This is a genomic window from Paraburkholderia sp. UCT70 (assembly GCF_050434085.1).
In the GTDB taxonomy this organism is placed as follows: Bacteria; Pseudomonadota; Gammaproteobacteria; order Burkholderiales; family Burkholderiaceae; genus Paraburkholderia; species Paraburkholderia tuberum.
Window position 1 is genome coordinate 1,469,510 of sequence record NZ_JBNPVZ010000004.1, and the last position, 24,542, is coordinate 1,494,051.

General features: G+C 65.9%; 26 protein-coding genes. 11 read left to right on the forward strand and 15 right to left on the reverse strand.

Translation table 11 applies throughout. The features are described from left to right. Positions 1–168: 168 nt before the first annotated feature. The 3 genes from OKW41_RS32330 to OKW41_RS32340 form a co-directional block, all read right to left on the reverse strand. The gene (locus OKW41_RS32330; protein WP_429450165.1) at positions 169–1,143 is read right to left on the reverse strand and encodes a sugar ABC transporter substrate-binding protein; all 975 of its coding nucleotides are present in this window, start codon (positions 1,141–1,143) and stop codon (positions 169–171) included. Positions 1,144–1,459: 316 nt separating this feature from the next. Beyond that, a complete protein-coding gene (gene corA, locus OKW41_RS32335; protein WP_429575163.1) occupies positions 1,460–2,437 on the reverse strand; it encodes a magnesium/cobalt transporter CorA in 978 nt (325 codons plus the stop codon). Positions 2,438–2,615: 178 nt separating this feature from the next. Beyond that, positions 2,616–3,056 carry a hypothetical protein gene (locus OKW41_RS32340; protein ID WP_429575164.1) on the reverse strand — a complete coding sequence of 147 codons (441 nt, stop codon included), beginning with the start codon at positions 3,054–3,056 and terminating at the stop codon, positions 2,616–2,618. A gap of 339 nt (positions 3,057–3,395) precedes the next feature. Between OKW41_RS32340 and cydX the strand changes: the two genes are divergently transcribed. Both cydX and OKW41_RS32350 read left to right on the forward strand, forming a co-directional pair. Beyond that, complete coding sequence (gene cydX / locus OKW41_RS32345; RefSeq protein WP_429450171.1) at positions 3,396–3,542, forward strand: cytochrome bd-I oxidase subunit CydX; 147 nt, start codon at positions 3,396–3,398, stop codon at positions 3,540–3,542. Then, positions 3,539–4,120: an AAA family ATPase gene (locus tag OKW41_RS32350; RefSeq protein WP_429575165.1), complete on the forward strand. Its 582-nt coding sequence runs from the start codon at positions 3,539–3,541 to the stop codon at positions 4,118–4,120. The genes cydX and OKW41_RS32350 overlap by 4 nt, the downstream gene beginning before the upstream one ends. A gap of 116 nt (positions 4,121–4,236) precedes the next feature. On the opposite strand, the gene OKW41_RS32355 is transcribed toward OKW41_RS32350, so the two are convergent. Both OKW41_RS32355 and OKW41_RS32360 read right to left on the reverse strand, forming a co-directional pair. Next, entirely contained in the window at positions 4,237–5,334 is a 1,098-nt protein-coding gene (locus tag OKW41_RS32355) for a saccharopine dehydrogenase C-terminal domain-containing protein (RefSeq protein ID WP_429575166.1), read from the reverse strand. A gap of 257 nt (positions 5,335–5,591) precedes the next feature. After that, complete coding sequence (locus OKW41_RS32360) at positions 5,592–6,050, reverse strand: Lrp/AsnC family transcriptional regulator (protein ID WP_008922942.1); 459 nt, start codon at positions 6,048–6,050, stop codon at positions 5,592–5,594. 339 nt (positions 6,051–6,389) lie between these two features. Here OKW41_RS32360 and OKW41_RS32365 point away from each other — a divergent pair, with 339 nt between their 5' ends. Together OKW41_RS32365 and OKW41_RS32370 are read left to right on the forward strand one after the other, a co-directional pair. After that, positions 6,390–6,908 carry a Spy/CpxP family protein refolding chaperone gene (locus OKW41_RS32365; protein ID WP_184003867.1) on the forward strand — a complete coding sequence of 173 codons (519 nt, stop codon included), beginning with the start codon at positions 6,390–6,392 and terminating at the stop codon, positions 6,906–6,908. A 265-nt stretch (positions 6,909–7,173) separates the two neighbouring features. After that, positions 7,174–7,611: a PGDYG domain-containing protein gene (locus OKW41_RS32370; RefSeq protein WP_429575167.1), complete on the forward strand. Its 438-nt coding sequence runs from the start codon at positions 7,174–7,176 to the stop codon at positions 7,609–7,611. A 51-nt stretch (positions 7,612–7,662) separates the two neighbouring features. Here the strand turns inward: OKW41_RS32370 and OKW41_RS32375 are convergent, their stop codons facing one another. The 8 genes from OKW41_RS32375 to OKW41_RS32410 all read right to left on the reverse strand — a co-directional run bounded on the left by OKW41_RS32375 (position 7,663) and on the right by OKW41_RS32410 (position 15,675). Next, positions 7,663–8,028, reverse strand: a complete 366-nt coding sequence (locus OKW41_RS32375) for a DUF3022 domain-containing protein (RefSeq protein WP_018417736.1) — start codon at positions 8,026–8,028, stop codon at positions 7,663–7,665. Positions 8,029–8,124: 96 nt separating this feature from the next. After that, on the reverse strand, positions 8,125–9,024 hold the full coding sequence (locus OKW41_RS32380; protein ID WP_429575168.1) for a YhfC family intramembrane metalloprotease: 900 nt from the start codon (positions 9,022–9,024) through the stop codon (positions 8,125–8,127). Between the two features lie 83 nt (positions 9,025–9,107). Next, entirely contained in the window at positions 9,108–10,202 is a 1,095-nt protein-coding gene (locus OKW41_RS32385; protein ID WP_429575169.1) for a LacI family DNA-binding transcriptional regulator, read from the reverse strand. A gap of 54 nt (positions 10,203–10,256) precedes the next feature. Next, the gene (locus tag OKW41_RS32390) at positions 10,257–11,222 is read right to left on the reverse strand and encodes a 2-hydroxyacid dehydrogenase (protein ID WP_429575170.1); all 966 of its coding nucleotides are present in this window, start codon (positions 11,220–11,222) and stop codon (positions 10,257–10,259) included. After that, complete coding sequence (locus tag OKW41_RS32395) at positions 11,222–12,511, reverse strand: MFS transporter (RefSeq protein ID WP_429575171.1); 1,290 nt, start codon at positions 12,509–12,511, stop codon at positions 11,222–11,224. Before OKW41_RS32395 ends, OKW41_RS32390 begins: the two co-directional genes overlap by 1 nt. A gap of 123 nt (positions 12,512–12,634) precedes the next feature. Continuing rightward, the gene (locus OKW41_RS32400; RefSeq protein ID WP_429575172.1) at positions 12,635–13,618 is read right to left on the reverse strand and encodes a sugar kinase; all 984 of its coding nucleotides are present in this window, start codon (positions 13,616–13,618) and stop codon (positions 12,635–12,637) included. Between the two features lie 133 nt (positions 13,619–13,751). Next, entirely contained in the window at positions 13,752–14,546 is a 795-nt protein-coding gene (locus OKW41_RS32405) for a sugar phosphate isomerase/epimerase family protein (protein ID WP_429575173.1), read from the reverse strand. A 235-nt stretch (positions 14,547–14,781) separates the two neighbouring features. Next, complete coding sequence (locus OKW41_RS32410) at positions 14,782–15,675, reverse strand: LysR family transcriptional regulator (protein ID WP_429575174.1); 894 nt, start codon at positions 15,673–15,675, stop codon at positions 14,782–14,784. Between the two features lie 132 nt (positions 15,676–15,807). Here OKW41_RS32410 and OKW41_RS32415 point away from each other — a divergent pair, with 132 nt between their 5' ends. The 6 genes from OKW41_RS32415 (at position 15,808) to OKW41_RS32440 (ending at position 22,046) form a co-directional block, all read left to right on the forward strand. After that, positions 15,808–16,887 (forward strand): YeiH family protein, encoded by a 1,080-nt coding sequence (locus OKW41_RS32415; protein WP_429575175.1) that lies wholly within the window; start codon positions 15,808–15,810, stop codon positions 16,885–16,887. A gap of 202 nt (positions 16,888–17,089) precedes the next feature. Next, entirely contained in the window at positions 17,090–17,827 is a 738-nt protein-coding gene (locus OKW41_RS32420) for a glutathione S-transferase (protein WP_429575176.1), read from the forward strand. 112 nt (positions 17,828–17,939) lie between these two features. Further along, positions 17,940–19,673 (forward strand): ClcB-like voltage-gated chloride channel protein, encoded by a 1,734-nt coding sequence (locus OKW41_RS32425; RefSeq protein ID WP_429450191.1) that lies wholly within the window; start codon positions 17,940–17,942, stop codon positions 19,671–19,673. A 141-nt stretch (positions 19,674–19,814) separates the two neighbouring features. Then, positions 19,815–21,152, forward strand: coding sequence for a C45 family autoproteolytic acyltransferase/hydolase (locus tag OKW41_RS32430; protein ID WP_184003889.1), 1,338 nt, complete (start codon positions 19,815–19,817; stop codon positions 21,150–21,152). A gap of 216 nt (positions 21,153–21,368) precedes the next feature. Further along, positions 21,369–21,623: a hypothetical protein gene (locus OKW41_RS32435; RefSeq protein WP_184003891.1), complete on the forward strand. Its 255-nt coding sequence runs from the start codon at positions 21,369–21,371 to the stop codon at positions 21,621–21,623. Positions 21,624–21,815: 192 nt separating this feature from the next. Next, positions 21,816–22,046, forward strand: a complete 231-nt coding sequence (locus tag OKW41_RS32440) for a DUF2795 domain-containing protein (RefSeq protein ID WP_184022698.1) — start codon at positions 21,816–21,818, stop codon at positions 22,044–22,046. 31 nt (positions 22,047–22,077) lie between these two features. On the opposite strand, the gene OKW41_RS32445 is transcribed toward OKW41_RS32440, so the two are convergent. Beyond that, positions 22,078–23,142, reverse strand: coding sequence for a LysR family transcriptional regulator (locus OKW41_RS32445; protein WP_429575177.1), 1,065 nt, complete (start codon positions 23,140–23,142; stop codon positions 22,078–22,080). A 268-nt stretch (positions 23,143–23,410) separates the two neighbouring features. On the opposite strand from OKW41_RS32445, the gene OKW41_RS32450 reads away from it, so the two are divergent. Beyond that, a complete protein-coding gene (locus tag OKW41_RS32450; RefSeq protein ID WP_429575178.1) occupies positions 23,411–23,623 on the forward strand; it encodes a hypothetical protein in 213 nt (70 codons plus the stop codon). Positions 23,624–23,708: 85 nt separating this feature from the next. Here OKW41_RS32450 and OKW41_RS32455 read toward each other — a convergent pair whose 3' ends face one another. Further along, on the reverse strand, positions 23,709–24,326 hold the full coding sequence (locus OKW41_RS32455; RefSeq protein ID WP_429575179.1) for a TetR/AcrR family transcriptional regulator: 618 nt from the start codon (positions 24,324–24,326) through the stop codon (positions 23,709–23,711). Between the last annotated feature and the right edge of the window lie 216 nt (positions 24,327–24,542).

The following is a 24,542-nucleotide window of genomic DNA, read 5'->3' on the forward strand; positions in this document are numbered from 1 at the left end:
TAACGGCGGTGCGGCGGGATTCTTGAGCGTTCGTTGAATAAAAGCGGATCGCTGGGTGGTGGTTTGCCTCTAAAACATGCTATCCGCATAATTCGTGGCGATTTTTACGGCTTCCCGTGCGCTTTTCCGGCTGCGCCCGGCTCGTGCTTCACGCCGGGCGCGGCGCGCTTACTTCAGGGTGTCCTTCGTCACCAGATCGACCGGCGTTTCGACGACGCCCGACAGCTGCGACTGCTTCTTGTTTTCGCTCAGCGCCTTCAACGCGGTATCGATGCCGAACACGGCCTGCTTCGCCGCGTACTGGTCGGCGGTGGCGAGCACGCGGCCGTCCTTCAGCATCGGATGGATCGCGTTGATGTTGTCGTAGCCGACCACCAGCACCTTGCCCTGCTTGCCGGCCGCGCGCACGGCCGACACCGCGCCGATCGCCATGTTGTCGTTGCCGGCGAGCAGCGCCTTCAGGTTCGGATACTCGTTGAGCATGGCTGATGCGACCGCGTTGCCCTTGTCGATTTCCCACTCGCCCGACTGCACCGACACGATCTTCGCGCCGACTGCCTGCATCGCGTCCTTGAAGCCCGCGGTACGCTGCTGCGCGTTGGTGGTGGTCGACACGCCTTCGAGGATGCCGACCTCGTCGCCGGCCTTCAGGCGCTTCGCGAGGTAGTCACCGACGAGCCGCGCGCCCTTGCGATTGTCGGGGCCGACGAACGGCACGTTCAGGTCTTTCGACTTCAGCACGTCCTGATCGAGCCGGTTGTCGATGTTGACGACGATGATGCCCGCGTCGGCCGCCTTCTTGACGACCGGCACGAGCGCCTTCGAATCGGCCGGCGCGAGCACGATCGCGTCGACCTTCGACACGATCATCTGCTCGACGATGCGGATCTGGTTGGCGGTGTCGGTTTCGTCCTTGATGCCGTTGGTGATCAGGTCGAACTTGCCGGGGTTCTGCTTCTGATAGTCTTTCGCCCCGGTCTCCATGGTCAGGAAGAATTCGTTGGCGAGCGACTTCATCACGAGCGCGACCTTCGGCTTATGAGCCGGGGCGTTCTGCGCGTGGGCGGCGGAAAAAGGCAGGACGGCGGAGGCGGTGGCGAGAACTGCGGCGGCAAGAATGCGACGACGGGTTCGATGGCTCATGCGTGTCTCCAGGGTTGTCAGGCTCGCGGGCGAGCCGTGTTTTTTTGTGATGCGCAAACGTTTGCGAGGTCTATTCTCAGCGCACGCCTTTCGGAATGTCAACGATTCGCAGTGTTGCAACGCACCTGCGCGCAACATCTGCGGCGCCGCAATGCGCTCGATCGATCCGGGCAGCGTGTGGCAAGGGTCCCTCGCTCAGTCCGTGCAGTCGATGACGCCTGTGCGTCGCGTGCGGCGCGACACACAGGCCGCTTATGCTGGCCTGGTATCGCGCGCGCCGCAAGTGAAACCCCGAGGAAATTGAAAGGTGCGCCAGCTACAACCAGCCGGCCTTGCGAAAACGCCGGTACAGCACGAAGTCGATCGCCAGCATCACCACCAGAACGACCGGATAGCCGAACTTGAAATGCAGCTCGGGAATGCGCTCGAAGTTCATCCCGTAGATGCCGGCGATCATGGTCGGCACCGCGAACAGCGCGGCGAACGAGCCGAGCCGCTTGGTGATTTCGCTCTCGGCGAGCGAGATCATGCCGAGGTTCACCTGCACCGCCGTGACGACGATTTCGCGGCGCCCCTCGATGGTTCTGACGATCCGGTCGAGGTGATCGTAGACGTCGCGGAAGTACGCCTGCATGCCTGCGCAAACACTCGGAATGCGGCCGCCCGTCAGTTTGCCGACCGCTTCCTGCAGCGGCACGATATGGTGCTGCAGGATCACGAGCCGGCGCTTCATCGTGTACAGGTCCTGCACGATCGCGCGCGAGGCGGCCGAATCGTTCTTCTCGAAGATGCGGTCCTCGAGCGTTTCGAGCTCGGTGCTCATCGCCTCGACGATCGGGAAATAGCGGTCGACCACGTCGTCGATCAGCGCGTACAGCACGAACGCCGAGCCCTCCTTCAACAGATGCGGTTCGTGCTCGCAGCGCGCGCGCACGCTCTTGAAGCCGATGCGCGTGCCGCGCCGCACCGACAGCACATAGTTGCTGCCGACGAACACGTCGACTTCGCCGATCACCAGCTCGCCTGTCTCATCCATCTCGACCGTGTGCATCACGGTGAAGACCGAATCGCCGTACTCCTCGATTTTCGGGCGCTGATGACCGTGTTGCGCGTCTTCGATCGCGAGCTCGTGCAGATTGAATTCGTCTTTCATGGCCGCGAGTTCCTCGGGCTCCGGGTCTTTCAGAGCGACCCAGACGAAGCACTCGGGCCGCGCGACGTAGTCGCTGATGCTGTCGATATCGATGTCGGCGAGTTTCCGGCCGTCCTGATAGGCGGCGCAATTGATCAGCATGTTCGGATTACCTTGCATACAAAGCAGACCTCGCCACCCTCTCACGTAAGCATTGCGTAAGACGGTCGACGGGTCGGCATGAACGGACAAGCACGCTTCCAGGCCGCTTGCATCAGCCGCCATGTTAAGGCGCGATACCTAAGCCGCGCGTATCCAATTGTTAATGCTCGACCGCACGCTACTGCGCGACCCGCTGCAGGCCGATGCGGTGATCGTCGTTGAACGTGACCGAGGCGCGGTTCGTGTAGCGCGGGTCGGCCGTCACGACGAAGTTCAGCTCGATGACCGGATCGAACTGCGTCGATACGCCGATCCGATGCGCGCCGGGCGGCAGATAGAACACCACGTGCTCGCCGTTCATCAGGTCGGTCACGCGCTCGCCGTCGATATAGACGAGCGCATTGCGGAACCGCACGATCACGTCGCGCGAACGCTCGCGCCGCACGTCCACCGCGACGAGGCCGGGGCCCGGCGCCGTATAGCCCTGTCTGACGATGCGCTCGGCAGGCACCGGTTTGAACGGTACCGGCTCGGCCGGCGTCGACGCGCAGCCGGCCAGCGTGAGCACGTTGAGCGCGACGCATGCGGCCAACGCGGCGCAGCGTGCGGACCCGGCCATCCGTGCGGCTCGGCAGCGGCAAGACAGGCGCATCGGCATGCTGGTTCTCCCCTGTGCTCCCGATTGCGGCCCGAGTTTCCGACTACACGGTGTGGGTCGTCGCTCCGCGTCCGCCGGTTCGGCGGACACGGTACGCTCGTACGCATGACCGTTCCGCATCATAGCAACGCGCGGACATACCGCCAGCCACGGCGCACGGAGCTCGGGCGCCGCGCCTCTTGCATGGCGCGGCGTTCTTCTTCATGATCGGTGCAGGCGGCCGCGCTCGCGGCTGGCCATCGTCGGTTGCCGGCATGCCTGTCGATCCGCGTCGCCGGACGCACGATCAAGGAGACTGCGATGTGGTATTTCACCTGGATTCTCGGCGTGGGTGTGGCGCTCGGCTTCGGCATCATCAACGTGATGTGGCTCGAGACCAACGGCACGTTCGCGCGCGACCCGCGCCCCGAAGCCGCCGCCGCGCCGCGTGAGGACAGGCCTGCGTGACTTCTCTGGTTTTCTTTTGCGGTCATGCGGGCACGGGCAAGACGACGCTGGCGAAAAAACTGCTCGGCCCGCTGATGAAAGTGAGCGGCACCCCCTTCTGCCTGCTCGACAAGGACACGCTGTACGGCGGCTATAGCGCGGCCGCGATGGCGATGCTGACCGGCAATCCGAACGATCGCGACAGCCCTCTTTTCCTGCAGCATCTGCGCGACCCCGAGTATCGCGGCCTCATCGATACGGCGCGTGACAATCTCGAACTCGGCATCAGCGCGTTGGTCGTCGGCCCGCTGTCTCGCGAGGTGCGCGAGCGGCGGCTGTTCGATCATGCGTGGCTCGGCGTCGCGCCGGACGTGAGGTTGCGTGTCGTGTGGGTGCGGACCTCGGAGGACGTGGCGCGGCAGCGGATCGTCGCGCGCGCGAATCCCAACGATGCGTACAAGCTCGCGCACTGGGACGACTACCGGCGGCGGCGCTTCGAGCCGAGCGGCGCGAGCCGCAAGGGTCTGCTGATGTTCGACAATACCGCGCCCAGTTCGGCGGACCATGAAGCGCTCGTCGCGCAAATCGTGGCTGGATGACGACCCTCCCTTCTGTCTGGCGAGTGCCGCGCTGGCCCAATGATGGCTGAAAAACGGAAAATCCCCGTACGTCGGCGACGTACGGGGATTTTCATTCGACGCGAGCCATGCCGGCCTCAAACCGTCGCCATCGCCTCCAACGACTGCCCTTCGTACAACTTGCCGAAGCGGTTCGCCAGAAAATCGCCGAGCGACACCTGCTCCTGGCGCACGAAGCCCTTCTGCGGCAGCTTGCGCTCGCGGAACAGATCGAGCACCGCGCACATCGCGCCGGCGGTCGTGATCTGAATCGCGCTCATCGGCACGCCGCAGACGGTCTTCGCGAAGATCTTGCGCGTGAACACCTCCTGCACCAGCTGACCGTCGCGCATGCCGCTCACGGTGATGAACACCAGCACGACATCTTGCGCGGTCGACGGCACCGAGCGGCGCATGATGGTCTTCAGCGTATCGCGGTCGCTCGACAAACGCAGGTCTTCGAGCAGGAACTGCATCAGGTTGCGATGACCCGGATAGCGCACCGACTTGTAGTCGAGCGATTCGACGCGGCCCGCCAGCGTTTCGCACAGCGTGCCCAGCCCGCCCGACGTGTTGAACGCTTCGTACTCGGTGCCGTCGAGCGAGAAATGCTCGAGGCCTTCGAGCGGCTGCACCCATTGCGTGCGGCCATCGCGGATGGCCTCGCACGGCTGGCAGTACTCGTTGATCAGGCCGTCGACGCTCCACGTCAGGTTGTACTTCAGCGCATTGGTCGGAAACTCGGGAAGCGCGCCCACGCGCATCTTCACGTCGCGGATTTCCGTGAAGCGATTCGCGAGCTCGTGCGCGGCAATGCCGATGAAGCCCGGCGCGAGACCGCACTGCGGCATGAATGCGTGATCGGCATCTTCGGCGATCGCGCGGATCGCGTGCGTCGCGCGTACGTCCTCGGTCAGGTCGAAATAATGGGCATCCGCGCCCTTCGCGGCCGATGCGACGTTGACCGCGAGGTAGTACGGCAGCGCGTTGATCAGCACGTCGAAGCCCTGGATCGCGGCGCGCAGCACGGCGGCGTCGGCGGAATCGATGCGGCGGGTGGGAATGCCCTGGGCGGCGAGCTTGTCGAGCGCGTGCTGATCGCGGTCGAACGCGACGACTTCGTAGTCGCCCGTCTCGCGCAGCATATGGGCACTGGTGTGACCGATCAGACCTGCGCCAACGATAGCTACTTTCATCTGCTTCTCCTTGTTATCCATGTGCTGTCTGCGAGCTTGGGAAGTGCGCCGCGTGTTGCGCGCGGCGCCTGCGGGCCGAACCCTTGAATGACAGTGTAGGAAGAAGCAAAAACAGTTCATACGCGCAAAATGCTGCGGTATGACCATCAGGTTCGACGTTCTGACGAACCGGTTAAACGATTTGTCGAAACAGCGTAAAAATGGCGTCAACGATGGACTCTCGCAGCACTCGCGAAGAGGTTACGCCGCGCGCCGACTCACACCGTGCCGCGGTCGATCTTGCGCGCGAGAATGATCGACGTCGTGGTCCGCTCGACGCCTTCTAGCCCGCCGATCTGATCGAGCAGATCGTTGAGCCGCTCCGGCGAATCGGCGCGCAGCCATGCCACGTAGTCGAACTCGCCGCTGACCGCGCACAGCAGCTGCACTTCGGGCATTTTGCCGAGGCGTTTCTGCACGGCCGGCCCGTGCTTCGGCGCGATGATGATGCCGACATACGCGACGATGCTCGAATCGAGCACGTCCTGGCCAAGCCTCACGCTGTAGCCGGCGATCACGTTGCTGCGCTCGAGCCGCGCAATGCGCGCGATCACGGTCGTGCGCGCGACGCCGAGCTGCCGCGCAAGATTCGCGACGCTCTCGCGCGCGTTGGCTTGCAGCAGTGCAACGAGGTTGCGGTCGAGGTCGTCGAGCTGGTCGAGGCGCGGAGGTCTCATCGAAGGGGAAGGAAGTTGGTGTGGAATGTCGCGGATTATCGCGCGTCTGCACGCAGCGGCGCCATGTCACGCGGTACGGTCACAGATGCACGGCACACTGTGGGGCGGCCCCGGCGCAGTATGTCGGCGCGATTGCCGCTCAGGCGCGAGCCGTTTCGCGTTCGTTTCGGTTGTAAGCGTTTGTCGCACACGCACCGTATTGTAGGGTTAACGTGTTACTAATAGCGGCGACGGGCGAATGCGGCAGCCGCTTGCGGTGCGGCGCCATTCGCCGCTGGCGCGGGGCAAAACGCTCGCCGCGCGCCGTGTCTCAATAACGAACAGACATCAGGAGTTTCGATGAAAAAAGCACTGGTTATGCTGGCTACGGCCGTTTCGATGGGCGGCGCGTTCGCCCAAACCGCCGCGCCGGCCGCAGCGCCGGACACCACGGCCTCGGCTTCCGCGGCCAAGGCCGGCCACGAACGCAACGTCGAAGACCGCATCGCTTATCTGCACTCGCAACTGAAGATCACGCCCGCGCAGGAAACGCAATGGAAGGCGTTCGCCGACGTCATGCGCAGCAACGGCGAAACGATGGGCCAGTTGTTCGAGCAGCGCAAGGCGGCCACCAACGTGAGCGCGCTCGACGACATGAAACAGTACGCAACGATCGCGCAGGCGCATGCGGACGGCATGAAGAAGCTCGTCGATGCGTTCGATCCGCTGTATAGCAGCCTGTCGCCGGAGCAGAAGAAGCTCGCCGACGCGACGTTCCACCAGGGCGGCCCCGAGGGTCATCATCGCGGCCACCATGGCAAGGGCAAGGGCGGCAAGCCCGCGGCAGAAGCCGCGAGCGACGCGACCGTCAAGCCGTAATGAAAGAGCGCCCGCGGCGGGGGTTGCCCCGTTGCGGGCGCGGGTCGATTCGGACGCGGTTGATTTCGGCAATTCCGCCGGCGCCCGAACAGCGGCTTTCTCACCACGCCTCAGCCTTTCGCCTTCCCCTGCCCGGCTCATGCATCTGGCATTATTCGGGGGCGCGCTGTCTGGGCCGGCTACCCGTCCCAGCGACTCGACGCACGATCGCCGCAAAGCGGCAAGTCTCGCCGCAACGCTCACCCCCTAATCTTCCACCCGCTTCATGACCGAACTCAGCAATCTCGATTTGCGTGACGATCCGCACGCCCAACGCGTCGTCAAGGACGAAACGGTAAGCGTCGAATTCGCCGTCGCCGAAGGCCAGTTGATGAGCCTCGAAGGCCCGAACCGCTATGTGCGCGGCGATGCGCTGATCACCGGCTCGACCGGCGAGCGCTGGGTCGTGTCGCGCGAGCGCTTCGATGCGAAGTACCTGCCCGCCGATGCCGCGCTCGCGCACGGCGAAGCCGGCGCCTACCGCAACCGCCCGGCGGTCGTACTCGCCCGCCGGATGGACGAGTCCTTCTCGCTCGCACGCTCCGCGAGCGGCGGCGACGTGCTGCACGGCGCGGCCGGCGACTGGGTCATGCAGTACGCGCCCGGCGACTATGGCGTCGTGCAGGCCGCGCGTTTCGCGAAGGTCTATCGGCTCGCGGATTGAATCCGCTTCGCCCGCGCTTCATTCGTGCTTCATTCGCGCTTCATTCGTGCTTCACGCGAACTCTTCGCCGAGATCGACCGTGACTTCGCGCGGGACCGCCTGGCCGTTCGCGTACATTTCTTCGAGCGAGCCCAGGCTCGCTTCGACGTACGCGCGCAATACCGCAAAGCTGCGGCCACGCAACCGCGCCGGCATCGCGCGATAACGCGCGAGCGCCGCCGGCGCGATCGCGACCGTCATCGCGATACGGCGCGCGGTGGAACCGAAGCGCATTGCTACCCAGTGAACCGTCAGTGTGGGCGTGCCATCGTCGGCGGCACGCTCGATGAACTGCGTCTGCTCGGGAAACAGATCGCTGATGACGCGCGCGAGCTCGTCGAACTCCGGATGCGCGCAGTCGTATTGGTAAGCTTCCATGAAGGCTGCCGGGAAATGAAGATCCTGAAACGTAGGCGCATTTTAGAGAAACGCCGAAGGGATAGCGAGGCGCCTGCTGTCCAGCGGCTCATCCGCTCACGCCGCCGCCGGCCGCCGGTAAATCCGTATTAGCAGTCCCGCGACGAACACCGCCGCCACCACATAGATCGTATCGGCCGCCGCGAGCGGCAGCAGCCGCGCCTGCGTCATTGCCGCAGGCACGTCGATCAGCGCGTGCACCCCGATCGCGAGCGGCAGGATGCCGCGCGAGCCGGCCCGCACGCCGCGCCACATCAGCACCGACAGGCCGATCTGGAACACCAGCGCCGCGACGCGTTCGAGCGCGAAAATGCCGGCCAGTTGCGGCGTCAGGCTCGCGAGAATCAGATGCACGCGCATCACCGCTTCGGCCGGCAGATTGCCGAGGTAATCGCCGAGCTGGCCACGGTTTTCGAGGACCGCGAACACGAGCCACTGGAACTGCACGAACACGCCGACCATCCATGCTTCCGCGCCGCCGTGGCCGAGGCCGTAGCTGAGCGCGGCGCCATCGTCGGCGCGCAATGCGGCGGTGCGCGTGTCGGCGGTCGTGCTGGCGGCGGGGCTCGCGCCCGCGCTTGCATCGACGCCGGCGGGCGCGTCGACGTTCGCCTTCTTGCGCACGGCCGGCCGCGCCGCCGCGCGCTTCATGAGCAGCCGCATGCCGAAGAACCGCCCCACTTCCTCGCAAACGCCCGCGGCCAGCGCACCATAGACGACGAACGCGAGCGGCTGCGAAAGGAACGCCGCGGTCGTTTCGTTGCCGCGCAACAGATAGTCGTGCAGCGCACGCTCGATGACCATCGCGAACAGCGCGAACACCGCGACGCCGGCGATCGCGTCGCGCGGCCGAAGCGCGAACGGACGGTGCAATTGTCGGTAAATCAGAAACGGTAAAGCGGCGATGACGAGCGTGGCGAGCGCGAGGCTCGCGAGGGTAAGCGGTGGCACGACCATGAGTATCCTTGCGGGGTTCCTTGCAATCCCCGGCGCGCAACCGCTGCGCGCCGCAGCCCGCATCATCGCAGATTGGCCGGAAATCAGCGTGCGGTCGACGCACGCACGATCAACTCGCCGGGCAGCAGGCAGTCGCGCGCGCCCGTCTGCGCGCCTTCGATGCGCTCGTGCAGGAATTCGACCGCGCGATAACCGATGTCGTAGGTCGGCTGGCGGATCGTCGTGATGCCGGCGAGCTCGGCCCAATCCGGATCGTCGATGGAAAGCAGCGCGACGCGGCTCTGCCAGTGCGCGCCGTAACGCGCGTTCAGATGCAGCGCGAGACGCAACGCGACCGGTGCGTTGGCCGCGAACAGCGCGACGCGTGGGGAGGCGCCGGCGGGCTCGGCACCGGCCCCGCCCAGCGAGTCGATCGCGCGATCCAGCTCCGCGAGACCGCCCTCGAGCGCAGTTGCATCGGCGAGATCGAGCACCAGCGTACGACCGCGCGCGCGGCCATCGTCGCGCATCGTCCGATCGAATGCTTCGACGCGCAACTGCCGCGAGCTGACCTGCTCGAACGGCTGCACGACGAACCAGATGTGCTCGAAGCCCCGTTCGAGCAGATGCCGCGTACCGAGCGCGGCGGCCGCGCCATTGTCGAGACCGACCATGTCGGCGACCAGCCCTTCCACGCGTCGGTCGACCAGTACCGCCGGAATCCCGCCGTCGCCGACCGGCCGCAAAGTCTCCTCGCGCACGCCTAGCGCGTTGACGATCACACCTTCCACGCGATACGTGGTCAGCAGTTGCAGATAACGCCGCTCCATCTCGACTTCGTTCGCCGCGTGGCAGATCAGCGGCATCAAGCCGAGCGCGTGGCACGCGGCCTCGACGCCTTGCAGCACTTCGACGGAGTACGGATTGGTCAGGTCGGCGACCAGCATGCCGATCAGCCGGTTGCGGCCGCGCTTCAGGCCGCGCGCCATCTGGTTCGGCTGATAGTCGAGCCGCGCGATCGCGGCTTCGATGCGCGCGCGCAGCTCGGGCGACAGCGCGCTGAACTCGCCGTTCAGATAGCGTGAGATGCTGGTCTTGCCGGTGCCGGCTTCACGCGCGACATCGGTGATCGTCGCGCGGCGCGTCGGCGCGCTCGGGGGACCAGGCGGCATGCTGGCCGGGGGCGGGGTCGTGCTCATTCGCTCATCGCTCGTGTCGGTCCGAGGGCGGGAGCTTGCGCGCCGCCCTGCGAATCACTTCGCCAGGACGTCACGGTTGACGATGTTGGTCGTCAATGTGCCGTCGAGCGCGGCGACCAGGTTCTCCGCCGCGTTGAGCGCCATCGCATGACGGGTCTCGTGCGTCGCCGAGCCGATATGCGGCAGCGCGACCACGTTCGGCATGGCGAGCAACGGCGAGTCGGCAGGCAACGGTTCGGTGTCGAACACGTCGAGGCCCGCGCCGTGAATCGTGCCGTTGCGCAGCGCCTCGATCAGCGCCGGTTCGTCGACGGTCGCGCCGCGTGAAGCGTTGATCAGGATCGCGCTCTTCTTCATCGCGCGCAGTTCGGCGGCGCCGATCAGATGCCGCGTCTCTCGCGTGAGCGGCACCTGCAGACAGACGAAATCGGACTGCGCGAGCAATTCAGCGAGCTCGACGCGCCGCGCGCCATACGCGCGTTCCGCTTGCCGGTTCGCGCTGCGGTTCGTATACAGCACCTTCATGTTGAAGCCGAGCGCCGCGCGTCGCGCGACCGCGCCGCCGATGCGTCCAAGCCCGACGATGCCGATCGTCTTGCCCTGCACGTCGAGCCCGAACTGCGCGGGCCCGATGCTCGTGCGCCACTGCCCCGCCTTGACCCAGTCGGCCAGCTCGACGACGCGCCGCGCGGACGCGAGGATCAGCGAGAACACGGTATCGGCGGTCGATTCGGTCAGCACGTCCGGCGTGTGCGCGAGCACGATGCCGCGGCGCGTGAGGTCGTCGACGTCGAACTGGTCGTAGCCGACCGAGATCGTCGACAGCGCCTTCAGCCGGCTCGCGCCTTCGAGCATCGCCGGCGTGATCTGCACGCTCGCGCCGATGCCGCCGTCGGCATCGCGCAGCGCGGCGACTAACGCATCATGCTGTGACGGATCGACCTGCACGACCTGCGCATGCTGTTGCAGATAGGCGAGCACATCCTCGGGCAGCGACTTCCAGGCGACGATCTTGTTCATCAGCTAATTTTCCTTGCGACGGTGGGACGAGCGGGGCCACGTTGTTCGGCGGCGGCCGGCTTGACGGCGAGTGTCAGGATCACCGCGGCGACGAGCGCCACGCTCATGAATGCATACGATGCCGCGGGCGAACCGGTCGCGCCGTTCAGATAGCCGACCACGTACGAGCCGACGAACGAACCGAGCGCGCCCATGCTGTTGATCAGCGCCATCGCGCCGCCCGCGACGTTCTTCGGCAGCAGTTCCGGTACGATCGCGAAGAACGGTCCATACGGCGCGTACATCGCGGCGCCCGCGATCACGAGCAGCGCATACGAGACCCAGAAATGCGCGGAGCCGAGCCCGTACGACGCCGCGAACGCAATCGCACCGATCAGCAGGAACGGCCACACGAACACCTTGCGGCGGTTGAGTTTATCCGATGCCCACGAAGCTGCAAGCATCGCGATCGTCGCGGCCAGATACGGCAGCGCCGACAGCCAGCCGGTCTCCACCATGCCGAACGACGAGCCGTTCTTCAGGATCGACGGCAGCCACAGCACGAAGCCGTACACGCCGATGCTCCAGCAGAAATACTGCGCGCACAGCTTGATGACCGCGGGCGTGCGAAACGCCTCGCTGTAGTTGCGCACCGGCTTGATCGCGGCCTGCTCCGCGCGCAGCGTCTGCGCGAGCGCGTCCTTTTCCTGCTGCGTGAGCCACGACACCTGCTCGGGCTTGTCCTTGACGAGGAACCACCAGCAGATCGCCCAGATGATCGCGGGCGCGCCCTCGGCGATGAACATCTGCCGCCAGCCGAACGAATGCACGAGATAGCCCGACACGACCGACATCCACAGCACCGTGACCGGATTGCCGAGGATCAGGAACGTGTTCGCGCGCGAGCGCTCGCTCTTCGTGAACCAGTTGCTGATGAAGATCAGCATCGCCGGCATCACCGCGGCTTCGACGACGCCGAGCAGGAAGCGGATCGCCATCAGCGACGGAATGTTGCTGACCATGCCGGTCAACGCCGCGCAGCCGCCCCACAGAACGAGGCTCCAGAACACGAGTTTCTTCACGCTGCGGCGCTCGGCATAGATCGCACCCGGAATCTGGAAGAAGAAATAGCCGAGGAAGAACAGCGCGCCGATCAGCGACGCGAGCCCCTTGCTGACGCCGAGATCCTGGTTGATGCCGGCCGCTGACGCGAAGCCGAAATTCGCGCGATCCAGATACGCGAGGCTGTAGGTGATGAACACGATCGGCATGATCGTCCACCAGCGGCGAATCGCAAGCGATGAGGTCATGGAAGTCTCCTTGGACGGCGTCGTCCCGAATCAATGATGAAAAAATCTGGGCGCGCTGTGGGCGCTCTTGTTGTCGTCGATGCTGGTTGTGGATGCAGCGCTATCGATGCGGTCCGATCCGCGTCAGGCCGCGCTTGCGATGCCCGGTACCTCGGCCAGCTCCAGCGCGTCGAGTTCGGCGCGGTTCGGCAAACCTTCCGAATCGCCGATCACCTGGATCGCGAGCGAGCCGATCCGGTTGCCACGCGCGACCGCCTGCGCGAGCGTGCGGCCTTCGAGCAGCGCGCTGATCACGCCGACTGCGAAACCATCGCCTGCGCCGACCGTATCGACGACGTTCACGATCGGCCGGCCGGCGATCGTCGCGGCATCGGTCGCGGTGCGGTAATACGCGCCCTGCGCGCCGAGCTTGACGATCACGCCGCGCGCGCCGCGCTCGAGATAGAACTTCGCGATGTCCTCCGCCTGCGTGTGGCCGGTCAGAATCTCACCCTCGCCGATGCCGGGCAGCACCCAGTCGGCGAGCGCGGCGAGCGCGTTCAAGCCTTCGACCATCGCCGCGCGCGAGGGCCATAGCGTCGGACGCAGGTTCGGGTCGAACGAGATCGTCCTGCCGGCAGCGCGCATTTCGCGGGCCAGGTGGAATGCGAGTTCGCGCGAGCTTGCCGAGATCGCCGGGGCGACGCCGGTCAGATGCAGATGACGCGCGGGCAGCACGTAATCGGCGACGTAGTCGTCGAGCGACAGATGGCTCGCCGCCGAGCCCTTGCGGAAGTATTCGACCGCCGGGTCGCTGCCGTCGTCGCTCTTCGACTTCAGCTGGAAGCCGGTCGGATGGCGCGCGTCGGTGCTCACGCATTGCTGGTCGATGCCCTCTTTCGTCAGCGTGTCGCGCACGTACCGGCCGAACGAATCGTCGCCGACGCGGCTCATCCAGCCCACCCTGAAGCCGAGTCGGGACAAGCCGATCGCGACGTTCAGATCCGCGCCGGCGATGCGCTTCGTGAAGTGCCCGACGCCCGCGAGCGGGCCGGCTTCGGCGGCGACGAACATCGCCATCGCTTCGCCGTAGGTGATCACGTCGAGGGCGGGGTAAGGGTGGGTCATGCTGGCCTCCTGGTGGTGCTGCTGATGCGGTGATTCGTGTTGCGTGGAATGCGTTCTTTGCTGCCTGGGTTGCTGCCTCGTCTGCTCCCTACGGCTTCGACCGAGGCGCTTCGTGATGCCGCGTCGCGCGCGTCTACACGCGCGCAAGCCAGCTCACATAACGCGCGGCATCCGCGTCGATTCGGCTCGGATCGAACGGAAACTCGATGCCGCGCGGCACATCGCGCGGCAGCCGGTCGAGGAGCGCGCGCAATGGCGCGTCATCCTCGGCCGGCGCGCTCGCAAAGCGCCGCGCGCCCTCGCCCGTGGTGGTCTTGCAATGGATGTACCCGACGTACGGCGCGAGCTGCGGCGCGATGGGTAGCGGCGCGACGTCGAGCCACGCCCAGTTGCCGGTATCGAAGGTCATGCCGAGCACGCCCGCGTGGCCTTCACGCGCGAGCGCATCGAACAGCCCGACGAACTGCGCGGGCGAGCCGCCCTGCGCCAGTTGCCCGTTTTCGACGACGAGCCGTGGCTGCGCACCGCCCGTGGTGCCCGAGCCGCTCGCGACGTGCGCGACGATGGCCGCGCCGTGAGCCTCGCCCGCGAAGCCGCCGAGTTGCAGCTTGACGAAGCGCGCGCCGAGCGCGGCCGCCTGATCGAGCGCGACACGCAGTGCGTCGGTATCGAGCTGGCCGTCCGCCGCGTACAACGATGCCGGCGTCGAGAACACCGACCACAGCCCGAGATCGACCAACGCCGCGCCGAGCGCGCGCAGCCGTTGCGGGTCCGCGTCCGCGTCGCTCGCGAACAGCTCTCGGCGCACTTCGAAACCCGCCGCGCCGGCGCGCTTTGCCGCCTGCGCCCATTTCAGATGGCCGTCGGCGCGCACGGCGTTCACACCGAACGCGCTGGCGACGACCACGATCTCCACTGCATCAGCCATATCCAACTCACATAATTCTGAAGCGAAACCGCTTTTGGAACCGGTTCCAACCGAACGTAGAAAAAAAGCGCCGGGGCGCTGCGATGTGCGAATGGTGCTCGGGACAGCCATCGCGCACCATAGAGGAAATCCCCAGGCGCGGCCGGCATATGGCGAGCGTGAAGCTAAGCGCGCCGGCCACGGCAGCGCCCCGCGCAGTTCGGATTCGCGATCCCATACGCTGCCAGCGCGGAAGTCAGCCGCCCTCGTCCGCGACGCACATCGCCAGAAACTGCTCGACCACCCGCGACGGCGCGCTCGCATGCGGCACCAGAATCGACAGCCGCCGCGTCAGCGGCTGCGGGCTCAGCGACATGAGCCGCAGCGCGCCGTCCTCATGCCGCATCGACATCGCCGACACGAAACCGACACCCATCCCCGCCCGCACCGCCTCCTTCACCCCTTCGACCCCCGCGATTTCGAGTGCCACGCGCATCGGCACGCCCGCGCGTGCGAACTCGCGTTGGACCGTCTGCCGCACGCCCGAGCCTTCCTCGCGCAGCACCAGCGGATACGCGCCGAACGCCGCGAGCTCGATGCGCCCGCCGTGGTCCGCCTGCGCGAGCGGATGCGAGCGCGGCATGATCGCGACGATCTCGTCCTCGCGCCACGCATGGACGACCGTGTCCGGCGGCAGATCGGCGCCGGCGGGACCCTCGATCATCGCGATGTCGACCGAGCCGAGCGCGCCGACGATCTCGGCCGTGTTGCCGTTGGCGGTATGCACGGTCACGTGCGGATAGCGGCGATGGAATTCGGCGATCAGGTACGGCAGCAGGTAACTCGCCGGCGTCGTGCTCGCGCCGATCCGCAAGGTGCCCTGTTCGAGACCGCGCAGCGCGTCGCGATAGGCATGCGCCTGCCGCCAGGTGTCGCGCAGCCGCGCCGCATAGGCGGCGAGCTGCTCGCCGGCTGGCGTCAGGCGCACCCCGCGGCCGTCGCGCTGATACAGCGGCTCGCCGAACTCGTCCTGCAATTGCCTCAGCTGGCCGGACACCGCCGGCTGCGACAGATGCAGCGCCACTGCCGCCCGGCTGATGTTGCGATGCTCAGCGACGGCGGCGAACGTTATAAGTTGATCCGGGGTCATCTCGATTAAATATCCGTTGAGCCGATACTTCACATTCTAAATCACGATTTTTCATATCGATATATCTAATTTAGGATTAGCCCCATTGCTGCCCATGCAGTCCCACGCAAGTCCGTTACGAAGCCACCGATCATGTCCACACCCAGCGCCCCGCTCGCCGCCGCCTCCCCCGCGCTGTCCACCCGCGGCCAGCTCAACGGCGTACTGTTCGTCGCGCTGTTCGCCGCCGCGGTCACGCGCATCGCGGCGATTCCGGCGATTGCCGGCCTTGGCCTGAGTCCGCTGATCGTCGGCATCGTCGCGGGTGCGATCTACGGCAACGCGCTGCGCGACAGCATGCCGGCCAGTTGGGCGGCCGGCGTGAATTTCTCGGCGCGCAAGCTGCTGCGCATCGCGGTCGCGTTCTTCGGCTTGCGTGTGAGCCTGCAGGAAATCGCCCAGGTGGGCCTGCCGGGTCTCGCGGAGTCGGTGTTGATCGTCGTCAGCACGCTCGTGATCGGCACCTGGGCCGGCATGAAAATCATGAAGCTCGATCGCGACACCGCGCTCCTGACGGCGGCCGGCAGCGCGATCTGCGGCGCGGCCGCGGTGCTCGCGTTCGAATCGACGCTGCAATCGAAGCCGCACAAGAGCGCGATGGCGGTCGGCAGCGTCGTGCTGTTCGGCACGCTGTCGATGTTCCTCTACCCGGTGCTGTTCAACGCAGGCTGGCTGCATCTCGACACGGTCGGCGCCGGCCTGTTCTTCGGCGGCACGATCCACGAAGTCGCGCAGGTGGTCGGCGCGGCGAGCAACGTGAGCCCCGAAGCGACGCACATCGCGACGATCGTCAAGATGACCCGCGTGATGCTGCTCGTGCCGGTATTGCTGGTGGTCGGCCTGTGGGTGAACCGCCCGACGCGCGGCGCGAAGGATGGCGGCACGGACGGCGCCGCCCCGCGCAAGCTGGCGATCCCCTGGTTCGCACTCGGCTTCCTCGCCTGCGTGGCGATCAACTCGCTGCATGTGCTGCCGGAAAGCGCCACCTCGACGCTGAACCTGTTCGACACCTTCGCGCTGACGATGGCGATGACCGCACTCGGGATGGAAACGCGCTTCTCGCAGATTCGCGAAGCGGGTCCGCGCGCGCTGACCACCGGCCTGATTCTGTATGTATGGCTGATCGCCGGCGGACTCGGCATCACATGGACCGTCCAGCACCTGTTCCACTGAGCCGTCGCCGGCTCTCCCGCCTTCCCCGACACCCCGCCGCGCGCGGGGTTTTGCGCTTTCTGGCGCACCATCCCGGCCGATCACACGGCATACTCGTTGCTGCGAACTTTGCTCCCCCAACCCGCTCGTGCGCGACGTCCGATGGCAGCGGTGAAACCGCCTTCCCGCGACGCGTCCGGGCGACCGGAATGAGGATCGATCGATGAGCCTGGAACTGTACTACTGGGATGGCCTGCAAGGCCGCGGCGAATTCGTGCGGCTCGCGCTGGAGGAAGCCGGCGTCGACTATGTCGAAGTCGCGCGCGGCAAGCCTTCGAAGGGCCTTGGCACCGAGGCGATGATGGCGGTGATGCAAAGCCCCGACGAGCCGTATCCGCCGTTCGCACCACCGTTTCTGAAAGACGGCGATCTGGTGATCGCGCAGACCGCCAACATCCTGTTCTATCTCGGCCCGCGCCTGAATCTCGCGCCGGAGGTGGACAGCCTGCGCTACGTCGCGAACGGCCTGCAGCTGACGATCGCTGACGTCGTCACCGAAGCGCACGACACCCACCATCCGCTCGCGAGCGGCCTCTACTACGAGGAGCAGAAAGACGCGGCGAAGGTGCGCGCGAACGATTTCATCGACCATCGGATTCCGAAGTTCATGTCGTACTTCGAGCGCGTGCTCGCGCAGAATCCGGCCGGCAACAGCTTCATGGTCGGTGACACCCTGACCTACGTCGACCTGTCGATGTTCCAGCTGATCGACGGTCTGCTGTACGCGTTTCCGCGCGCGCTGAAGCGCTTCGGCGAGCACTATCCGCGGCTCGCCGCGCTGCACGACGCCGTGATCGCAAGACCGAACATCGCCGCGTATCTGGACTCGGACCGGCGCATCGGCCATAACGAAAGCTGCATCTTCCGGCACTATCCTGAACTCGACAAGGCGGCGACTTGAACCGCGCCGCCCGCCCCCGCCCGCTCGCCGCCGCGCGCCCGCCATTCGAGGCGGGCGCGCTGCTGTTGTGCTGCGGTTTTTTCAACCTTCCTTCACGCCCCGTACCGACGACGTGCTTTCATTCCTGCTGAAGCTGCGCACCCGCGCCCAACGCCTGTTCCGCCTCTCAGAAGCCCACACGATGCTGGTCTGGTCGGTCGTGGTCGGCATTGCCGGCGCGTTCGCGACCGTCGCGTTTCGCTGGTGCATCGAACTGCTGCAACTGGCGATGACCGGCCGCTCCGGCAGCTTCGTCGAAACGGCGCGCAGCCTGCCGTGGACCATGCGCATCTGGGTGCCGGCCGCGGGCGGTCTCGTCGCCGGCGTGTTTCTGCTGATCGCGCAGCGTTACGCCGACAGGAACACACACAGCGACTACATGGAAGCGGTCGCGATCGGCGACGGCGCCGTGCCGGTGCGGCTGAGTCTGTGGCGCAGCGTGTCGTCGCTGTTCACGATCGCGAGCGGCGGCTCGATCGGTCGTGAAGGTCCGATGGTACAGCTCGCGGCGCTCGCCTCGTCGCTGATCGGCCGCTGGGTCCACTTCGATCCGCCGCGGCTGCGCCTGCTCGTCGCGTGCGGCGCGGCGGCCGGTATCACGTCCGCGTACAGCGCGCCGATCGCGGGCGCGTTTTTCGTCACCGAGATCGTGCTCGGCTCGATCGCGATGGAAAGCTTCGGACCGGTACTGGTCGCGGCGGTCGTCGCGAACATCACGATGCGCGAGTTCGCCGGCTACAAGCCGCCCTACGAGATGCCGGAGTTTCCGACCGTGACCGGTCCCGAGGTGCTGCTGTTCGTCGCGCTTGGCGCGCTGTGCGGCGCGGCCGCGCCGCAGTTTCTGCGGCTGCTCGACGCATCGAAGGCGGCCTTTCGCAAGCTGCCGGTGGCGTTGCCGGTGCGGCTCGCACTCGGCGGTCTCGTGGTCGGCATCATTTCGGTCGCGGAGCCCGAGGTGTGGGGCAACGGCTACAGCGTCGTGAACTCGATCCTGCATTCGCCGTGGACATGGTCCGCGCTCCTGCTCGTGCTCGTCTGCAAGCTCGCGGCGACCGCGGCGACGGCCGGCTCCGGCGCGGTGGGCGGCGTGTTCACGCCGACGCTGTTCGTCGGCGCGGCGGTCGGCTCGCTGTTCGGCCAGGGCATGCACGCGTTGTGGCCGCATGCGACGTCGGCCGCTTACGCCTATGCGATGGTCGGCATGGGCGCATTCCTCGCGGGCGCGACCCAGGCGCCGCTGATGGCGATCCTGATGATCTTCGAGATGACGTTGAGCTATCAGGTCGTGCTGCCGCTGATGCTGTCGTGCGTGGTCGCGTATTTCATTGCTCGCGCGATCGGCAAGACCTCGATGTACGAGATCACGCTGCGCCGCAATCGCGAGGAGCAGGAGCGCTCGCGATTGCGCGCGACGCAGATGCGCGAGCTGATCCGCCCCGCGCAGACCGTCGTGCCGCCGAACGCGACCGTGCACGACATGACGCGCGTGTTCCTCGAGTATCCGGTCAAGTATCTGTACGTCGCGAACGACTCGGGCGCGTTTCTCGGCGTGGTCGCGCTGAAGGACATCACGTCCGATCTGCTCGAGCGGCGCGACACGTCGATGAAAACCGCCGCCGATTATCTGCAGCCGCATTTCGACGTGCTGACGCCGGACATGTCGCTCGCCATCGCGTTACAGCACTTCATGGCGTTTCAGGGCGAGCGGCTGCCGGTGATCGAAAGCACCGCGCATCCGAAGCTCGCCGGCGTCGTCTACAAGACCTCGCTGCTCGATGCGTACTTCCGCATGAATCCGTCGCGCTAGAGCTTTCGAAGGCTTCGCGGGGCGCGATGCAAAGCGCCGCGGATTCTCTACAATGGACAGACCGCCGGCCGTTCACGCGGCCGGCACGCGTGAGCCCAGCTTGGGCGCAGCGACAGCGCCCGCCGTATCGTCGGAGCGAAGATGAGCGAACCGTCCCCCGAGGCCGTACGCCGCGATCAGGCCGGCTGGATTTTCGTGCATATCGAAGGCGAGCCGTACGATCGCGGCGAGCAGCACGGCCAGTTGCTCGCCGACGAAATCAGAAACGCGATCCGCACCGCGCGCTATCTCGCCAAATGGGACACCGGCGAGGAGTTCGACACCTTCGTCAATGCCGCGACGAGCCAGTTCGCGAGCAAGCTCGACACCGAATTCGCCGATGAAATCCATGGCATCGCCGACGGCGCGAAGCTGCCGTTCGCCGAAGTGCTCGCGTGGAACGGCTACATGGATCTGCTGCAAAGCTGGTGGCCGACGCACGCCGCGCAGGCGCAGCCGCATCTGGGCGCGAAACTGTGGCGCGGCCGGCGCGGTCACCACTGCAGCGCGTTCATCGCGACCGGCAACGCGACGCGCGACGGCCGTATCGTGATGGCGCACAACTCGTGGGACCGCTACGCGGCCGGCGACGCGTTCAACGTCGTGTTCGACATCGTGCCCGACCGCGGCAACCGCATCCTGATGCAGGGCCTGCCGGGCTGCATCTCGAGCCTGACCGATTTCTGGGTCACGGCGGCCGGCCTGATGATCACCGAAACGACGATCTCGAACTTCGCGGGCTACAACGCGGCCGGTGCGCCCGAGTTCTATCGCTCGCGGCGCGCGTCGCAATATGCGAACAGCATCAAGGAATGGTGCGACATGTTCTCGCTCGCGAACAACGGCGGCTACGCGAACAGTTGGCTGCTCGGCGACACGAAGACCGGCGAGATCGCGCGTTACGAACTCGGGCTGCACTATGCGGGCTTCGAGACCACCAAAGACGGTTTCTACAGCGGCTACAACACCGCGACGGATCTGAAGATCCGCAACCAGGAATGCATCGGCGAAGGCGAGGACTATACCGACGTGCGCAAGAACGGTGCGCGGCGTCTGCGTTTCATGCAGCTCGAGGAACTGCATCGCGGCAGCATCGACGTCGAGCTCGCGAAGCAGATGATCGCCGATCATCACGACGTCTATCTCGATCGCAACGACAACCCGTGCTCGCGCACGATCTGCGGGCATCTGGAGCTCGATGACGCGCGCTTCGGCGGCACCGATCACGGGCCGTTCAATCCGTGGGGCGCGAACGACGGCAAGGTGGTCGACAGCGAAATGGCCCGCGAGATGGCCTTCACCGCGCGCTGGGGGCATCCGTGCGGCCGGCCGTTCGACGCGCAGGCGTTCATGAAGCGGCATCCGCAGTGGAACTGGCTGAACGGCTATATGCGCGACCGGCCGTCGTGGCCGTGGACGCGCTTCGATGTGCTGCGCTAGCGCATGGCGGACGAGCGCGCCTGTTCGTGCGATGATGGAATTTACAATACGGTTTTGTCGCAAATGTGCGCGCGTTGCAGTATTTGCCATCTAAGATGGTAAGGAGCCTGGGCCGCGCAGCGCCATGCCGTCCTCGGCTTGCACCGTCCTCTCGACGCGGGACGGCACAGGGTTTGCTCGATTGTCAGCGCCGCATGAGCTTTAGGAGGTCGGGCGATGAAAACCTCGACACTGTTAATCATGGTGACGCTGTCAGCCTCGTGCTTTGCCGCGCCGGTTCATACCGCCTCGGACAGCACGGATTCCATCACGCTTGCCCAACGCGCGAACGCCGCGCCGGTCGCGCCTCCGGCCCCAGACGTGTCGAGCACCGACGCCAGCCGTCCGCAGCACTGGGAGCATATTGCGCTGCCGAAGTCCCGACATCTGGAACGCAGCCTGACCGGTCAGAACGAGCATCTGACCACGTGAGGGCCGCCGCAACGGCGGGCGGCGGCGCGGCTACGACGGCGCGCCTGCCCGGTTTGCGCCGGCTGTCATGACGACGGGGTAGCGATGCGCGCGGGATTGCAACAGACTGCGAGAAACTCATCGCGGCGAGGCGCCGGCTTTTCGTGGCAGCAATAACGACGTGACTAACTTAAGCTCACCAGGAGCATGCGCATGACGGCCTCGGACATCCCCGGCGAATCGATCGATCTGCAGATCGCCGATTTTCTCAGCGAAGTCGAATTCCCGACCAACAAGGACGCACTCGTCGACGCCGCGCGCGAAGCCGGCGCGAGCAACGAGGTGTTGGCGATGCTCGATGGTATGCCGGAGCAGGATTATGTCGACATCGAGTCGGTCACGCGCCTGATCGGCGGCAACTATGGCCCGGGCTTAGGGATCTGAACCCGGATTCAGCCTCGCCTCACCTCACACGTCAGAACTGCGACGACGCCGCGATCCGCGCGCGCGCCACCCGCGTCACACGGCGCGTCGTGCGGCTGTTTCCGAGCGCGTCGTCGGCGGTCTCTCGCGCCATCGGAGCGTCGGACCCGCTCACCCCGGCCACCACCCGCACCGGCGCCACGCTACGGGAATCCCGCGCCTGCGCGCTTTCCGGCTGGAAATGCTCGACCAGATGGTCGATGAACGTCCGCACCTTCGCCGGCAGATGCAGCCGGCTCGGATACGCAATCGTGATTTCGATGGGCGGCAGACTGTACGCGTCGAGCAGACGCACGAGCCGCCCCGCCGTCAGATCACGGCCGATCAGGTAGCTCGGCAGGATCGCCACGCCCATGCCGAGCAGCGCGAACTGCCGCAGCATCTCGGCGTTGTTCGCCGCGATCGCGTTGGTCGGCCGCACCCGCACTTCGCCGTCCGGCCCATTGAACAACCGCTCCTCGCCGCCCTGCTCGGCCGGCCTGCTCAGGCACGAATGCCTGAGCAGATCCTCGGGGCGCTTCGGCGTGCCGTGTTGCGCCAGATACTCGGGCGTCGCGCAAACCGTCATGTAGCCGGTCGTCAACCGCCGCGTGACGATGCTCGCGCTGCGCATGTGCCGCGCAGCCAGGATGCCGACGTCGAAGCCCTCTTCGACCAGATCGACGTGGCGGTCGGCGAGCGTGACGTCGGGCACGACGTCGGGATAGCGCGCCGCGTACGACTGCACGACCGGCGCGAGACTGTGCAACCCGAACACGACCGGCGCGACAATGCGCAGCGTGCCGACCGGCTCGTGATTGCGCGCCACCACCATCTGCTCGACGCTCTCGAGATCGGCGAGGATGTGGCGTACGCGCTCCAGATAGGTCGCGCCGGATTCGGTCAGCGAAAGACGGCGGGTGGTGCGGTTCAGCAGTCGCGTGCCGAGCCGCGCTTCGAGATCCGCGACGTGCCGCGTGACGACCGCGGTGGACAGATCCAGCGCGCCCGACGCGCCGACGAAACTGCCGAGGTCCGCAACCTTGACGAACACGCGCATCGACTGCAGTTGATTCATGGGACGACTCCTGCCTCGGTAAAGCCGGGCCGGCGCAACCGTTGCCGCCTGTGTCGACCCGCGCCGCATGGGCGCGCGCGGGTCCGCCCAACGCAACCGATTCTAGCTATAGGACATGTCCCAACCCTGACCCAGACATGACATTCCGGTCAGATTCGGCGCGGCGTGTCCATCGCGCCACTATTACGGCGTCTATCGTGGATTTTAGCTAGGTATAAACCCTAGTCTACTGGTAAGATAGCGCCCAGAAAGTTACCGCTACATCGCCATGCCACATCGTTTTCGTCTGCTGGAAAAGATCGCGTTTTCGCTGGTTTGCTGGTCGGCCGCCGCGAGCTCGGCCTATATCGGTTACGAGCGCTGCCCCGATATCAAGGTTGCCCTGCACGCCGGGGAAAAAATCCTCGACGCCAGCGGCCAATACGCGTTCGCGTGCGCGGCGCCCGCCGCCGAGGCCTGCGCGCGACTGCCGGTCGAATGATTTTTCCGCCTTGAACCGTATCTGATGCGCGATCCCTCCGGGTCGCGCATTCGCGCATCCGCGCCTCCAGGCTGAACGTCTACCGTTACGCATCGCGCCCGAACACCACGCGCGAGAAAAACCCCGCCAGCACCGTTTCGGCCATCTCCGCCGGCACATTCTGCGGATCGACGGTGTAGAAGAACTGCACGCCGTCGCACAGACCCATCAGGCCGATCGCGAGCTGCTCGGGCGGCATCGACATCGGCGTGCCCACGCGCTCCGAGAACTCGCGCACATAGGCGCTCAACTGCTCGATCTTCTCGTGCATGAACGCGTTGAAGCGCAGCCGGAAACGGCCGTCGCGCACCGCCAGTAGCTTCGCCTCCACCCACAACAGAAAACACTTGTTCTCGCGATGCAGCGAGCTGTAGTAGCGCAGCACGCGCGCCTCCATCTGCTCGCGCGACGCCGCGCTTTCGAAGATCGCATGCAGGCCCGCCTGCATCGCTTCGTGATCGCGCCGCAATAGCTCCAGAAACAGCTCGGTCTTGCTGCGGAAGTTCGAATAGAACGCCCCGCGCGTATAGCCGGCCGCCGCCGCGATGTCCTCGACACTCGCCGCGACGAAGCCCTTCTTCATGAAAGTTGCCTGCGCGGCATCGAGCAGCCGCTCCCGCGTCTGGTCCTTGCTCTGCTCTCTTGTCAGTCTTTGACGTTTCATGGCCGCAAGCCTAGCACCCAAAAGAATTCAAATCCATCTAGACATTCAGATACATGACTGTATTAGAATGCATTTCGTCATTCAAAGCCATCCCTGTATGCCATTAGCATGACGCGGCATGTGGGTCTTCGCTGGCGGGCCGCGCGGCTTGCCGTGTTCGTTCGCTGTCTCCAGTTGGGGTAATTGTGAAGCGTCCCGGTTCTCCCGCATCGTCAG

What these genes read in the sequence shown, in the direction of transcription:
- OKW41_RS32445 (WP_429575177.1), bottom strand. Translation starts at nt 23,142, where the DNA reads ATGAATCAACTGCAGTCGATGCGCGTGTTCGTCAAGGTTGCGGACCTC.
- OKW41_RS32455 (WP_429575179.1), bottom strand. Translation starts at nt 24,326, where the DNA reads ATGAAACGTCAAAGACTGACAAGAGAGCAGAGCAAGGACCAGACGCGG.
- OKW41_RS32370 (WP_429575167.1), top strand. Translation starts at nt 7,174, where the DNA reads ATGACCGAACTCAGCAATCTCGATTTGCGTGACGATCCGCACGCCCAA.
- OKW41_RS32430 (WP_184003889.1), top strand. Translation starts at nt 19,815, where the DNA reads ATGAGCGAACCGTCCCCCGAGGCCGTACGCCGCGATCAGGCCGGCTGG.
- OKW41_RS32390 (WP_429575170.1), bottom strand. Translation starts at nt 11,222, where the DNA reads ATGAACAAGATCGTCGCCTGGAAGTCGCTGCCCGAGGATGTGCTCGCC.
- OKW41_RS32330 (WP_429450165.1), bottom strand. Translation starts at nt 1,143, where the DNA reads ATGAGCCATCGAACCCGTCGTCGCATTCTTGCCGCCGCAGTTCTCGCC.
- OKW41_RS32420 (WP_429575176.1), top strand. Translation starts at nt 17,090, where the DNA reads ATGAGCCTGGAACTGTACTACTGGGATGGCCTGCAAGGCCGCGGCGAA.
- OKW41_RS32450 (WP_429575178.1), top strand. Translation starts at nt 23,411, where the DNA reads ATGCCACATCGTTTTCGTCTGCTGGAAAAGATCGCGTTTTCGCTGGTT.
- OKW41_RS32340 (WP_429575164.1), bottom strand. Translation starts at nt 3,056, where the DNA reads ATGGCCGGGTCCGCACGCTGCGCCGCGTTGGCCGCATGCGTCGCGCTC.
- OKW41_RS32385 (WP_429575169.1), bottom strand. Translation starts at nt 10,202, where the DNA reads ATGAGCACGACCCCGCCCCCGGCCAGCATGCCGCCTGGTCCCCCGAGC.
- OKW41_RS32355 (WP_429575166.1), bottom strand. Translation starts at nt 5,334, where the DNA reads ATGAAAGTAGCTATCGTTGGCGCAGGTCTGATCGGTCACACCAGTGCC.
- corA (WP_429575163.1), bottom strand. Translation starts at nt 2,437, where the DNA reads ATGCTGATCAATTGCGCCGCCTATCAGGACGGCCGGAAACTCGCCGAC.
- OKW41_RS32440 (WP_184022698.1), top strand. Translation starts at nt 21,816, where the DNA reads ATGACGGCCTCGGACATCCCCGGCGAATCGATCGATCTGCAGATCGCC.
- OKW41_RS32375 (WP_018417736.1), bottom strand. Translation starts at nt 8,028, where the DNA reads ATGGAAGCTTACCAATACGACTGCGCGCATCCGGAGTTCGACGAGCTC.
- OKW41_RS32405 (WP_429575173.1), bottom strand. Translation starts at nt 14,546, where the DNA reads ATGGCTGATGCAGTGGAGATCGTGGTCGTCGCCAGCGCGTTCGGTGTG.
- OKW41_RS32410 (WP_429575174.1), bottom strand. Translation starts at nt 15,675, where the DNA reads ATGACCCCGGATCAACTTATAACGTTCGCCGCCGTCGCTGAGCATCGC.
- OKW41_RS32360 (WP_008922942.1), bottom strand. Translation starts at nt 6,050, where the DNA reads ATGAGACCTCCGCGCCTCGACCAGCTCGACGACCTCGACCGCAACCTC.
- OKW41_RS32400 (WP_429575172.1), bottom strand. Translation starts at nt 13,618, where the DNA reads ATGACCCACCCTTACCCCGCCCTCGACGTGATCACCTACGGCGAAGCG.
- OKW41_RS32435 (WP_184003891.1), top strand. Translation starts at nt 21,369, where the DNA reads ATGAAAACCTCGACACTGTTAATCATGGTGACGCTGTCAGCCTCGTGC.
- OKW41_RS32415 (WP_429575175.1), top strand. Translation starts at nt 15,808, where the DNA reads ATGTCCACACCCAGCGCCCCGCTCGCCGCCGCCTCCCCCGCGCTGTCC.
- cydX (WP_429450171.1), top strand. Translation starts at nt 3,396, where the DNA reads ATGTGGTATTTCACCTGGATTCTCGGCGTGGGTGTGGCGCTCGGCTTC.
- OKW41_RS32365 (WP_184003867.1), top strand. Translation starts at nt 6,390, where the DNA reads ATGAAAAAAGCACTGGTTATGCTGGCTACGGCCGTTTCGATGGGCGGC.
- OKW41_RS32380 (WP_429575168.1), bottom strand. Translation starts at nt 9,024, where the DNA reads ATGGTCGTGCCACCGCTTACCCTCGCGAGCCTCGCGCTCGCCACGCTC.
- OKW41_RS32395 (WP_429575171.1), bottom strand. Translation starts at nt 12,511, where the DNA reads ATGACCTCATCGCTTGCGATTCGCCGCTGGTGGACGATCATGCCGATC.